A 12,346-nucleotide genomic window follows, 5' to 3' on the forward strand; every position below is an offset into this window, starting at 1 on the left:
CGAACAACGTAATGGACGTTCAAGATTGACAAGCGAGGGTCATCTTCTGCTTCCATCGTCAGTGAGGCGAAGCTGCGGCATGGCGGGAGGTGACCGGGTTCTTGCTCTGGCCCATCCAGATCGCTGCTCTCTCGTGATCTTCACTATGAGCGCCCTGGAGTTGATGGTAGAACGATATGCCGGCGAGGCAGAGCTGCGACGATGGTGACGGATGGCTTGGGTGCCGAGGGTGAGGATCTGAGGGCAGCACGTCTGCTCTTGGCTCGCTTAGGCGTGACGCCAGAGCAACTTTTAACTGTTAAGGCCGCGCCCCGTGTGATGCCTACGTTCGCTGAGTACATAAATCTCGTATCCGAGTCGGTCACGGCTGGCACCCGGCGCGTTTATTGGACATATTGGCAGAAAGTGCAGAATGTTTGGGGCGACAGACGTCTCGACGAGGTGAGTCCGCTTGAGATTAGGCAGCTCGCTGAACGGATCAAGGGACAGGTGGTGATTCGCCGCAACTCTCGCGGCGGCCGGACAGCGGCCGAACATCTCATCTCCTCGCTTAGGTGTCTTTATGCCCGGGCGGTAGCCGACGGACTTCTAGCCGAGTCAGACAACCCTGCCAGGCGAGTGCCGAAGCCGCGGCGGCTAGCCAGCACTCGCCGAGCGCTGTCGGATGACCAATTGGAGTTGATCAACGGTGTGGCTGCTACAACCGGTAACGACCCTGATCTAGATAGCCTGCTGTTGCGTCTCCACATCGAGACTGCCTGTAGGCGTGGGGGCGGACTCGCTCTTCGCCTCGGAGACATCGACTTTGACCAGTGTGTTGTTCAGTTGCAGGAGAAGGGTGAGACAGTGCGATGGCAGCCCGTCTCGCCAACATTGGCCAGCCGTCTTCGCCAGCACGCTCTCGATCGCGGCTGCAACCATCCGCAGGACAGTGTGCTCAGGTACCGAAACGGTGCGCCGATCACCCACCGCCGTCACGACTACTTGTGGCAGCGCCTGGGCAAACATCTGCCTTGGGTTAGGACGCACCAGATCAGCACGCACTGGTTGCGCCATACAACGCTCACATGGGTCGAGCGACGATTCGGATACGCCGTCGCGCAGGCCTACGCGGGCCACGCGGGGAGGGCTGACGCCTCTACGACTAGCACTTATGTGCGGGCGGACATCTTCGAGGTGGCACAGGCACTCGTGGCGCTTTCCGGCGAGCCGCACCCTTTGCTTGCGTCTAGCCCGAGAGGGGAGACGCTCGAAGGCCGCGCTGACTGACCCGACCGTAGGTGGGGAAGCCTGGGTCGTCGTACAGCACCCCTCGGCGACCAGCACAAACCAAGGCACCTGTAGCCCAGCCCCCTAGGATGCTGTAGGGATTGTGCCCTGCTAACACGATTGCCGCGCGCCCTCACCCCCAAGAGCTGTAGGAGCTCAACCAGGTCGTCCGCACCGGCGGCAACGAGATCATCCTCGACGCGCTACTGCTGCGGCTGCACAGCGAAACCGCCTGCCGACGCGGCGGCGCCCTTGCGCTGCGTCTGATCGACTGCGACACCGACCGAGGGCTCATCCGTTTGCGTGAGAAGGGCCGGACCCAGCGCTGGCAACCCGTAACACCCGTGCTCGCCAGCCGGCTGAACGACAACGCCCGAGCACGTGGCGCCGTCGCACCGACTGACGCGCTGCTGCGCTACCGCAACGGCCAACCCGCCCCCTACCAGCGCTACGACCTGCTGTGGAAACGCATCGGCCGGCAGTTGCCGTGGGTCGCCGTCCAGGGATGCCAGCCATTGGCTGCGCCACACCACCCTCACCTGGGTGGAACGGCACTTCGGCTACGACGTGGCCCGCGTCTACGCCGGGCACACCGACAGCCGCGGACCCGCCACCACCACCTACATCAAAGCCGACCTCACCGCCCTCGCCGCCCTCACGGGCCAACCCCACCCACTGGCCGTCGCACCCAAATCGGAAGGCCCTTGTGAGTGAGGGGTGACGGCTACCGGGCAGCCTCCCGGCTCAGGGCAGGTTGATCGTGTACTCGGCGTTGTGTACCTTGCCGTCGACCTGGAAGTCAAAGAACGCTCGGTACCGGCCTGCACTCGGTGCGGTCAGCCAGAACTTGACCGCCCCGTCGACCAACTCCTGCTCGGGGTGGACATGTACGTAGCCGAGGTCGCCCTCGCGGACGACGACCAGGTGCCCGTACGCGCCCAGGTACCGCTCCAGTTTCGCGGGTGCGCTTGTGTCGACACGGTTGATCTGGAATTGCATCGGCGCTGTCGCCCCCACCGTCGGAGTGCCGTTCATTGACACCGCGTAGGGCCCGGCCACCGCCTGTGTCTGCGCCGCCGGCAGCGCGGTCGGGGTGTGCGCGCCGGGTACGGTGTGGTCGACGCCCAGCACGAGGGGGACCTGCGTGTCGTTGGCCGCGGTGACGGAGAAGTCGGTGTAGATGCGGTAGCCGCCGGGCCGGGTCAGCGTAAGCGGGACGCTCCAGGTGCCGTCGGGTGCCATCGTCGGATGCAGATGCTGGTAGCCGCTCAGATCCCGGCCCACCACGATCATGTGCAGGGGCTTGTCGTGGACGACCGCGAAGCGTGTCGCCGGCTGCCGGTCGGTCCCGACGATCCGGAACCGGTAGTCCGTGCGTGCACTTGCCGGCTGGGATCGCTCCAGCGGTTGCAGGGTGTACCCGGCGGAGCTGACCGTCGTCCCGCTCACGATTATCTGGCCCCCGCCGTCACCCGGGTGGGTGTGCGGCCCGATTCCTGGCGCGTGTTGGTGCCCGTCACCTGCGGACTCGCCCTGTCCTGCGGAGAGCGCCCCGGCGGCTGGTTGCCGCGCGGTGCCGGCCGGCGACTCGGTGTCGGTGCCGATTCGCGCCAGCCCGAACCCGGCCAACAGAGCCAGCACCAGCCCACCCACGAGCATCGCCAGATGGGTGTTGCTCAACCGGGACCCCTGGACCTCGGCGCCGGCATCCAGATCGGACCCTAAAATCGGCCGCGACTCACCGCTGGGGCCGGCGGAGGCGTGCACCTCCCGATCGGTCGGCGTCGCTTCGACCGCTACCGCCGTCCGAGCATTCACGACCGCGTCGCCCTTGCGTCCCGCGGGCACCGCGTTCGGTCGCCGCTTCCCGCCACCGGCGGGCGCGCCGGCTCCACGATCGGCGCTGACACCTTTGGTTGTCCCGGTCTTGCCCGGGGCGGGCCTGTTATCGGGGCTGCGCCGCTTGGAGGCGGACGTCGACGTGCGGGCCCGGCCGGATGACCTGCCCACGGGAGCCGGGCGGCGACGCCATCCGATGAAGGCCGCGAGCGCTGCCACGGCCGCCACCGCCCAGCCCGTCCAGGCCATCGCTCCGGGGCCATCTTCGTCAGTCGACGCGACCGGGGGAGCCGCCGCCGGTGCGGTCGTCGCTTCGGCTGGTGTGGTCGGTACCGCCGACGATTGCCCTGACGTCTTGTGTTGCTCGGTGGCGGCCAACAGCGTCGGGTCCGGTTGGTTCGTCGGCGGGCTCCACCCCCGCGGCGCCGCCGTCGCGCGCCCGCTGTAGCGGAAGGTCATCGTGCCCCGCACCGTGTCACCGTCCGAGGAGATCGACAGGTAGCTCACCGAGTACTGGCCGGTGGCGGGCAGATGTGCGAGGGCTACCACCGCCGGGAATCCGGTCGTGTACTCGCGTGGCTCGAACTTGCCGTCGACCAGGAAGTACTCCCGAACCGGTTTGTCCAGTGGCTTCGGCTCGCCGTAGGTCCAGCCGTTGTCGACCCGGCTGCCACCGGGCGCGGTTACCGTGAAGTACGCGTTGGCTGCGGCTTTCTCCGTGAAGAACAACTGCACCGACGTCATCGGCTCGCTCACCGTGGCGTCGGCCGCCGGTGTGGACATCGCGAGGGTTCCGTGTGCTGCCGCGGGTTGAGCGGACGCGAGGAGAGCGACCGCCGAGGCGAGGACGAGCGCGAGCAGGCCCGAAACCATCCGCACCGGAGTCTGAGGGAGACGACGCATCTGAATATCCTCGTCACTGCGAGGCTTTTTTCAAGACGTCGTGATCTTTTTCCTCAGATAGCAAAAGTTGGCTACGTTCTGGTTCCGCGCCTGTGTCGTACGTGTGAAAGGCTGTGCCGCCGCATCGTCGCCGGATCGACCAGCGACGGGGCCGTGTCATGTGGACGCCGATCCGCGCGCCGCCCTGGAGCGAGCTGCGAGCTTTCCGTTGGCAGCAGCAGAGTTCACCAAGAGTGCCGGTGGCGGCGAAGGCGCAGCATCCGGCAACGGCGGTGAGCAGTGGTGTGTACCCGGCGGTGTGCAGGAGTGTGGCGGCGGCGAGGGGCGCGGCGGCTTTGGCGATGGTGACGGGGGCGGTGAGCCTCCCGGCGATGGTGGCGTAGGCGGCGGTGCCGTACCGGTCGGTCAGCGGGGCCGGGGGTGGCGAGGCTGCTGATGCTGAAGCCCGACGACGGTGATGATCGCCCCGGTGCGCGTGTCGGCGAGTAGAGGCATGGCGAGATCGACGCCCCTGCACTGGCCGGCGCCGACGGTGGAATCGCGATCGGCGCGGGCGCCGACGTCGCCGTCGAGTCCGCCGGGGTGGTCCTGGCCTCCGCCCGTTTGATGTCCGCCTGAACCATCGCGGTCGCTCAACCCAACTCCTGCGCCGCGTGCACCTACGCCCCGCCGACGACTGACGCACGGCTTCACGGATCGGCGGGGATAGCCCGTCAGAGCCAGAAACTGACCGTCATCATCGCGGTTGCGCGAGCGGCGGAAATCCATGTGCGCCGTGGCCGTGCTTGCCGTGCCAGAACAGGTCGATTCTCACGGACTGGCCGAAACAGCTACAACGATCGAACTGGAACGGGTCTAGCCGACCCGGCGAAGTCGGGCAGCTGCTGCCCCACAACTTCGGACACCTGAATAGTGCAAGTTGGCCTGCTGGCGAGGGCACGTTGGGAGAATGTGACGAACCAGAGTCAGAAACCGGGGGGCATCATGAAGTTGAGGCAGCGATTGACGCTGTTCGCGGTAACCATCGCAGCGACACCGTTGGTCCTCGGCGGATGCACCACCGAGCGCAAATCTGGCGGTGGACCGGTTCAAGGGCGGGCTGTGCCGCCCGAGCTGACCCTCACACCTTCCGACCGCGCTCGGGATGTGCCGCTCAGCGCCGAGGTGGGCACAACCGTGAAGGGTGGGCGGATCAGCGCCGTTCGCATCACCGACGACAAGGGTGTACAGGTCACGGCGGAGCCCCGGGAGGACGGCTCCGCCTGGGTGCCGAGCAAGCCGTTGCAGCCCCAGCGCACCTACACGGCTGAGGTCACCGCGACCGGCGACGCCGGGAAGACCACCACCCGGACGACGACCTTCACGACGACGCCGACATCCACCAAACCGGCGATCGCCAGCACCCTCTATTTCGCTCACAACAGGACCTACGGCACCGCCATGCCGGTAACCGTCGCATTCGACCCGCCTATTCCAAAAGAGGCCAGAGCGGATGTGCAACGCCGGCTGTTCGTCAGGACCAATCCGCCGCAGCCGGGAACCTGGTCGTGGCTTGACGACGGCAGTCAGGCTTATTATCGGGCACCCGATTTCTGGCGACCGGGCACGACGATCAGCGTCCGTGCCGGCTTGCAGGGCTTGCCGATCGGTAAGGACGCGGTCGGTGACGCCGACCGGAATGCGACCTCCACGATCGGCCGGCAGGTGTCCCTGGAAGTCGACAACGCGACCAAGCAGATGTCCGTCAAGCGGGATGGGAAATTGATCCGCAAGATCCCGGTCAGCCTCGGCAAGCCGAGCACGCCGACGTCCAGCGGCAACATGGTGATCATGGAAAAGCATCAGTACGCGACGTTTGACACCCGCGGTGAGCCAAACGGGGGCTACGTCGTCGACGTCGAGGACGCCCAGCGGTTGACCAATGGCGGCGAGTTCATCCACGGGGCCCCGTGGTCCGAGGGGGATCAGGGTAAGACCAACGTGTCGCACGGCTGCACCAATGTCTCCGCTGCCGCCGCAGACTGGCTGATGAACGTCACCCAGGTCGGGGACCTGATCACGTTCAAGGGCACTGAGGTGCGGTTGCAGCCGGGTAACGGCTGGACTGCCTGGAATGTCAGCTGGGACGAGTTCGTCAAGGGCAGCGCTCTGCCCGTACCGGCCGGGCTCCGCCCAGCCCTGGCCCCCGTGCCGCACCCGGGTGCCGTGGCCGGCGGGTCGCCGGCCCCGGCCCCGTCCGTCACCGGCGACTGACCCGGTCCCGCCTGACGACGCGGGGGCCGGACCGCCTGAGGCGAGCCGGCCCCCCATGTCCCACATCACTCGAGAACGCCCCCTTCGTCAGGGCCGTGACAGGGCCGCGTCACAGCATGGACATGTGGACGTGGTCGGTGTGGTCGGACGGGCCGCTGTACGACTTCCAGCCCGTGGCGGGCATCCATATCTGCCGGTACCAGATGACGTAGTAGATCCCGAGGCGTTCGGCGTTGCGCACCAGGAAGGCGGTGAGATTGTTGCCGTACATCTTCTGGTCCTGTGTCTGGGCCGGGCTGAACCCGCGGCTCTGCAGCGACCAGTCACACGCTCGGCCCTTGGGGTGCTCGTAGGGCCCGCCAGAGCGGTGACAGCCGACGAACCGGGTGAACCCAGCTCGCTTGACCTCTGTGTAGGCGTGCAGGGTGCGACTGGTGACGCATCCGGAGGTCGTGGGGTCGGGCTTGGTGCACGCCTCGGCGGGCCAGCTGCCGCCGTCGAAGCCGGGGGCGGGTTTGGCCACCGGGGAGGTCGCGGCGACGAGCCCGTCGGCCAGCCCCGGGCCGCGCAGGAGAGCGAGCTGCTTCTCGGCAGCCTGCTTTTGCTTGGCCATCGCCGCGGCTTGTCGTTGCTGCTGTCTCACCTCACCATCGATGGCAGCCTTCGCCTCAGCGAGCTTCGCGCGTGCGTCGGTCAGGGCCGTGATCTTTCTGGCGTTCACACGGTTGATGTCCTCCAGCATCGTCGCTCGAGCGACGAAGGAGTCCGGGGAGGCGGTGGTGAGAAGCGCCGCGACTGGCCCGAGCCGCCCCTGCCGGTAGGACTGGACGGCGATTCGGCTGACCTGGGGTGTCAGCGTGTCGAGTTGGCCCTGAATCTGGGCGATCTCGAGGGTGAGGACCAACTGGCGTTTGCGGGATTTGTCCAGTGCGTTCTTCGCGCTGGCGAACCCCCGGGCGGTGGATTCGAGGACGTCACGCAGCAGAGGGGCACCCTGCTGGTGCCCGGACGGGCTGGGGTTTGATGGCGCCGCGCCTGCGGCAGTCGCAACGCCCAGCGCAGCGATGACAGCGATGATGACGCTCAAGTGGGCACACCATGTGGCAGCGCGGCGCCGCCTCGTCCTGGGCCGGGTGACGCGTGCGGCAATGTCTCGGTCGCGAAGAGGCGACTGACGCCGGTTGCCCTCACCGTCGGTCTCAATCGGCCGGGGTGAGAGAGCGTGCGAAGGGGTGGGCAGGGGACGACGATCAACGAGCACGGCGGTCTCCAAGCAGAAGGGACCGGGCAGCCGTCGGACGGCCGGCCCGGGTCGGCACGGCCGATCGGCGCGTGCGGACAGAGCTTTGGGGGAAACCGGTGTCTACGTCCGGCTGATGGACAGCGCGGCGAGACGAGGCCGCAGATGCGTTGCCACCACGACCGTGGCTACGGCGCGGGCGACTGCTGAGGGTGTGGCCGGTACCGCGACGAGGGCGTCCGGCTGGCCAACGCTCATCGTGGTCGGGGAGGTCATGACCGGTTGGCAGGACTGGACGTCATGCCCGTCGCCGCGCTGTGGGCAGCCGCCGCCAGGATGCGGCGGTGTGAAGGCCGCGGCGACAGCAGGAACGACCGCGTGATCCGGCCTGCCGCTCGACACCATGCTGGGATGAAGCACCATCAGGGCGAGAACGGCAATGGCCAGTAGAACTAGACAGCGCGGCTGCCGGGGCGGCGCCCAGCCCGAGTCCGCTGTCCTTGCCCCTGTCATCGCCGAGGATCCTATCCATCGCCTGGCATCTCACAACCACCGGATACGTCGCACTGCGGCAAGGATCGTTGGTCCGGTCCTGGGCAGGCCGGGGCCATCAAGCCGGCAGGGACGCTGATCCGTTCGTGTCTCGGTGGCGGGAATCAAGGCCTGGGATCGTGACCTCGCGGCACCCTGCTCCACTGTTCCGGCCGGCAATGGGGTGACGTAGTCTGCGGTCATGAGGTGGGCCGGGCCAACTGAGGCGACGCGGGCGAGGTCCCGCATCGTGGCGGTGGTGGTCATGGTCGCGGTGTTTGTCGTGCTGCACGCCCTGCAGTGCGCCAGCGGATCGGACGGACCCCGCTCCGTGGCGGCGTCTCCGGCGGCCGCTGTGACGCAGGCGCTCGCTCATGCCGGCGACACGGCCGTAGCCCTCGTCGACGCGTCAGCTATGCCTGCTCCAGTGCTGGTGCACGGGCACCACGGACCTATGGATGGCACGGACAGTGCTGTCACGGCGTGCCTGATCATGATGGTCGCTGCCGGCGTCATCGTGTTGGGTGCCCTGGGGCGGCGGGTCGTTCGAGGTGCCGCAGGTCGGGACCGGACCGGGCGCCCTCGGGGACGGTTCGTGGGTGGCTTTGCCCTGACGCTGCTGTGCGTACTGCGAACGTGATTCAGGCCTGAGGTTGCCCATCGGCGGTTCCGCCAGCTGATACACCCGGGTGCGGGGTGGTTCGGCCGACAGGGCGGCTACGTCGTCGATGTCCCCGTCGGTGCCGTTCTGCTGGCGCCTACGGCCGACGAGGTTCATGCGCTCTCGGCCGGCGGCGGCGGTACGGCTGTCACGTCGTGCCAGAGGACCTCATGAACGAAACCGTCACCTACATGCTCAGTGTCCGCGGGTTGTGTTGCGACCGCGCGGAAAGCGCGGTGCGGCGCATTCTGGAAGCGCTGCCGGGTGTGCACCGGGCACATGTGTCCGTTGTCGCCGGCCGGGCTGTTGTCGACGCCGACCCAGCTGTTGTCACGGCATCGGTGCTGGCGGCGACTCTGGCAGCTGCCGGTTATCCCGCCCGCCTCGACATTCTCTGACCCCTACCGCCACTGCTCCCTGCGGCGCGTGAAAGCCGCGCCGCAGGGAGCGCGGCGGACATCTTCCACGGATTCGTCTGGAAGGCTCATGGCTGCACTGTCGAACCAACTGTTCGTTGTTTCCGTCGTGGCGTACCTGGCCGCGGTGATCGCGTTCGCCACCGCACACGCCCTGCGTGGCACAGACCGGTCGCGCCGGCCGGCCCTCGTCGCGGCCGGAACGTCCTCAATGCCGTTACGTCCCGAGGCACCAACCCCAGCGCGCTTGGAGAACCATCGCCGGGCTGGATTGGGTGCGGTGATGGCCATGGTGGTGGCGGCGCTCGCGCAGGCCGGCTGCCTGGTGGCGCGGGCGGTAGCTGCGGGGCGGGTGCCGTGGGGCAACATGTACGAGTTCATCGTCGCGCTCACGCTGGTCGGCACGGTCGCCTGGCTGGCGCTGGCCGCCCGCCGTCGGGAGGTTCGGCCGCTGGGCCTGTACGTGGCGGTGGGCGCGGTGATTCTGCTGGGCGTGGCGGGCCTGCGCGTCTATACGCCGGCGGGTCCGCTGGTGCCGGCGTTGCAGTCGATGTGGCTGGCGGTGCACGTCAGCGCCGCCGCGATCGCCTCTGGGCTGTTCCTGCTCGGGTTCCTGGCCGCGGTGGCACTGCTGCTGCGGGCCCGCTACGACGCCCGAGGCGCCGGTCGGCCGACAGATTTGCGTGACACCCTTGCCATGCGGTTGCCGGCGCTGCAGCCGCTGCGGCGGATGTCGTTCCGCTTGCACGCGACCGGGTTCCTGGTGTGGACGTTCGCGGTGATGGCTGGCGCGGTGTGGGCGGAAGCTTCGTGGGGCCGCTACTGGGGGTGGGACCCGAAGGAGACGTGGGCGTTCATCTCCTGGGTGGTATACGCCGCCTATCTGCACGCGCAGGCCACGGCCAGCGTGCGGCCCACAACCGGGGCGTGGCTCGCGGTGGCCGGGTGGGCGACGATGGTCTTCAACCTCTTCGCGGTGAACCTGGTTATTTCCGGGCTGCACTCCTACGCGGGTACGTGACGCATGTCGACCAGGGTGAACGCTGCGCGGCGGAGCTGGGTTGCCGCGCGAGAGCGGCGACGCGCGCTCCCAGACAGGCATTGCCGAAGGTCGCGCTGGTGCTGGCCGGCCACGGTGGCGGTAGTGCCGGGACGCAGGCTTTACGGGGTCGAGGCAGTGGTTTTGTCGGTCGAGGCCGCCACGGCGAGCATCCGCGCGAACAGTTGCGCCGTACGCGGGCCGGCCGTGCCGGTCGCGCTGAAGTGGCGGGTGGCGCCGTCGGCGCGCTCGACGGTCACGGTGACCCGACCGTCGGTGGCGTCACTGCGGGCGAAGCTCACCTCGTCGGCACTCAGGCTGTCCGTCGGGAGTCGCTCGGCGCGCCAGATGAGAGCCCCTGCGGCCGCGGCGCCCAGTGCCCCGGCGACGACGAGAGCCACGGCTCCGACTACCAGCCCGAGACCCACGCGTTCGTTGACGGCGTGGGTGACGCCGTTGGCGACCGCCGCGAGGCCCAGCCCGAGCAACACCGACCCGGCAGAGAAGCGCAGCAGGCGCCGCCACCGCGACGCACTGACGGTGATGAACACTGTCGTGGCATCCAGGCGCAGGCTGGCGGTCTGGCCCGAGTCCAGGGCAACGGGGAATACCTTCACCAGGCCACGGTATGTCATCACTCATTGGGGTGAGTTGCCGGTGGGCCGGTTTAGGCAGCTATCGTGGCGACATGTCGGCTTGGCTCAGACCGTGGTGGCTGCTCGGGCACCTGGTCATCGGTGTGATCGCTGCGGTGTGCCTACGGTTGGGCTGGTGGCAGTGGGAGCATGCGCTCCGAGGCGACGGGCGCAGTCTCGGGTACGCGTTGCAGTGGCCACTGTTCGCCGCCTTCGGTGTGTTCTTCTGGACCCGGGTGGTGCGCGAGCGTCTGAGCCGCGTCGCCGGCTCATCGGGGCCGCCCACCACGGCGCCGACGGTCAGCGTCGGGCAGTCCTGGTTGTTTCGCCGGGGCGACACCGACGCGGGCCCGGTGCCGCAGCTGACGCCGACCGTCGAGGCCGCCCGCCAGGACGAAGACGACCCGGCCGCCGCCGCGTACATGCACAGACTGCGGTGGCTCAATGCCGACCCGCGCCGGCGCCTGTCGGACTATCCCGGCTTCGACGACCGCTGACCCCGCCGCCGCAGGCGGCCGGCCGGTTTCGGCCGACAGCTCCTCTACCCGACGGCGGTGGCGCTGCCGGGCACGCTGTGATCGCCGACGTGCGCGGGCCCCGGCACGCAGTCGGTGTGACCGACACGAGTCAGGGCATCGTTCGGCGTGACGCCACCGACAGCGCGCATCGAATGGATGTGCGGGTGCGCCGGAACCGCACCGGACCGGGGGGCGACCACCCGATCATGTGGTGTGAGCGGTGGCGCGAGATCCTGTCGGCGCAGCTCGACGGCGAGGAGACCGGCCCGCAGGGGGCTGCTGTGGGCAGGCACCTCGATGCGTGTCCGAACTGCCGGCGTTGGCACGACCGGGCGGCGGACATCAGCCGGCGGGCCCGGATCCGACTGGTGGGTCCCCCTCCCGAGCTGACCGTGCTCCTGGCGTCCCTGCCCGTGTCCCAAGCAGCACAGCGCCGCAGGAACGGGCCGGCGCGGCGACGAATGGTGGCAGTGCTACGCGCGGCGCTGGGAACGCTCGGGGCGGTGCAGGTGATGCTGGGGCTCGCGCAGGTCGGCCGGGGCGCCGCTGATGGGCACCTGCCCGGCGGGCAACATCTGTGGCACGAGTCCGCGGCCTGGAACATCGCTGTCGGCGCCGGGTTCGTGGTCGTCGCGGTGCGACGATCCGCGGCGGCGGACATGGTGCCCCTGCTGACAGCCTTTGTCGCCACGCTCGTCCTGCTGTCGGTCAACGACATGCTCACCTCGACGGTGGCGGTGCAGCGCCTGACAAACCACTCGGTCCTGCTCGCCGGCTACGCCATCACCCTGCTCCTGACGCGGCACGGGTGCCACGGCGACGGGCCGCTGCCGTCCCGGCGGCAGGCGGGATCACGGTGGCAGCTTCGCCTACGCGTGGAAGACGACTCCGCGCCGTCGCGGCGCTTGTCACCGCCGGATCCCTCGGCGCGCGCGGCGCAGCCGGGAGCCGCCTTAACCCGCGAGCCACGGGCGGGCAACGACACCCGCATCACCGGTGTGAACGCAACGACTTCGGAGGGCACATGCGAGACATAGCGCCG

General features: G+C 68.6%; 11 protein-coding genes. 7 read left to right on the top strand and 4 right to left on the bottom strand.

Features of this window, described 5'->3' with window-relative positions; genetic code table 11:
* Positions 1 to 318: 318 nt before the first annotated feature.
* Together O7617_RS23300 and O7617_RS23305 are read left to right on the top strand one after the other, a co-directional pair.
* Complete coding sequence (locus tag O7617_RS23300; protein WP_282264846.1) at positions 319 to 1,269, top strand: site-specific integrase; 951 nt, start codon at positions 319 to 321, stop codon at positions 1,267 to 1,269.
* A gap of 543 nt (positions 1,270 to 1,812) precedes the next feature.
* The gene (locus tag O7617_RS23305) at positions 1,813 to 1,983 is read left to right on the top strand and encodes a hypothetical protein (protein WP_282258133.1); all 171 of its coding nucleotides are present in this window, start codon (positions 1,813 to 1,815) and stop codon (positions 1,981 to 1,983) included.
* 30 nt (positions 1,984 to 2,013) lie between these two features.
* On the opposite strand, the gene O7617_RS23310 is transcribed toward O7617_RS23305, so the two are convergent.
* A complete protein-coding gene (locus O7617_RS23310) occupies positions 2,014 to 4,011 on the bottom strand; it encodes a copper resistance protein CopC (RefSeq protein ID WP_282258135.1) in 1,998 nt (665 codons plus the stop codon).
* A 405-nt stretch (positions 4,012 to 4,416) separates the two neighbouring features.
* Entirely contained in the window at positions 4,417 to 4,647 is a 231-nt protein-coding gene (locus tag O7617_RS23315; RefSeq protein ID WP_282258136.1) for a hypothetical protein, read from the bottom strand.
* 348 nt (positions 4,648 to 4,995) lie between these two features.
* Between O7617_RS23315 and O7617_RS23320 the strand changes: the two genes are divergently transcribed.
* A complete protein-coding gene (locus tag O7617_RS23320; protein WP_282258137.1) occupies positions 4,996 to 6,264 on the top strand; it encodes an Ig-like domain-containing protein in 1,269 nt (422 codons plus the stop codon).
* Positions 6,265 to 6,373: 109 nt separating this feature from the next.
* On the opposite strand, the gene O7617_RS23325 is transcribed toward O7617_RS23320, so the two are convergent.
* Entirely contained in the window at positions 6,374 to 7,351 is a 978-nt protein-coding gene (locus O7617_RS23325) for a hypothetical protein (RefSeq protein WP_282258139.1), read from the bottom strand.
* A gap of 1,515 nt (positions 7,352 to 8,866) precedes the next feature.
* On the opposite strand from O7617_RS23325, the gene O7617_RS23330 reads away from it, so the two are divergent.
* Together O7617_RS23330 and ccsB are read left to right on the top strand one after the other, a co-directional pair.
* On the top strand, positions 8,867 to 9,094 hold the full coding sequence (locus O7617_RS23330) for a heavy metal-associated domain-containing protein (protein ID WP_282258140.1): 228 nt from the start codon (positions 8,867 to 8,869) through the stop codon (positions 9,092 to 9,094).
* Between the two features lie 88 nt (positions 9,095 to 9,182).
* Positions 9,183 to 10,133: a c-type cytochrome biogenesis protein CcsB gene (gene ccsB, locus O7617_RS23335; protein WP_282258141.1), complete on the top strand. Its 951-nt coding sequence runs from the start codon at positions 9,183 to 9,185 to the stop codon at positions 10,131 to 10,133.
* 140 nt (positions 10,134 to 10,273) lie between these two features.
* Here ccsB and O7617_RS23340 read toward each other — a convergent pair whose 3' ends face one another.
* Entirely contained in the window at positions 10,274 to 10,768 is a 495-nt protein-coding gene (locus O7617_RS23340; protein ID WP_282258142.1) for a hypothetical protein, read from the bottom strand.
* A gap of 71 nt (positions 10,769 to 10,839) precedes the next feature.
* On the opposite strand from O7617_RS23340, the gene O7617_RS23345 reads away from it, so the two are divergent.
* A complete protein-coding gene (locus O7617_RS23345) occupies positions 10,840 to 11,283 on the top strand; it encodes a hypothetical protein (protein WP_282258143.1) in 444 nt (147 codons plus the stop codon).
* A 116-nt stretch (positions 11,284 to 11,399) separates the two neighbouring features.
* On the top strand, positions 11,400 to 12,341 hold the full coding sequence (locus tag O7617_RS23350; RefSeq protein ID WP_282258144.1) for a zf-HC2 domain-containing protein: 942 nt from the start codon (positions 11,400 to 11,402) through the stop codon (positions 12,339 to 12,341).
* Positions 12,342 to 12,346 lie beyond the last annotated feature (5 nt).

The organism is Micromonospora sp. WMMD1155, assembly GCF_029581275.1.
Classification (GTDB): domain Bacteria; phylum Actinomycetota; class Actinomycetes; order Mycobacteriales; family Micromonosporaceae; genus Micromonospora.

Bases quoted from the DNA above. Each gene is read 5' to 3' on its own strand.
- O7617_RS23300 (WP_282264846.1), top strand. From the start codon at position 319: ATGCCTACGTTCGCTGAGTACATAAATCTCGTATCCGAGTCGGTCACG.
- O7617_RS23310 (WP_282258135.1), bottom strand. From the start codon at position 4,011: ATGCGTCGTCTCCCTCAGACTCCGGTGCGGATGGTTTCGGGCCTGCTC.
- O7617_RS23320 (WP_282258137.1), top strand. From the start codon at position 4,996: ATGAAGTTGAGGCAGCGATTGACGCTGTTCGCGGTAACCATCGCAGCG.
- O7617_RS23330 (WP_282258140.1), top strand. From the start codon at position 8,867: ATGAACGAAACCGTCACCTACATGCTCAGTGTCCGCGGGTTGTGTTGC.
- ccsB (WP_282258141.1), top strand. From the start codon at position 9,183: ATGGCTGCACTGTCGAACCAACTGTTCGTTGTTTCCGTCGTGGCGTAC.
- O7617_RS23345 (WP_282258143.1), top strand. From the start codon at position 10,840: ATGTCGGCTTGGCTCAGACCGTGGTGGCTGCTCGGGCACCTGGTCATC.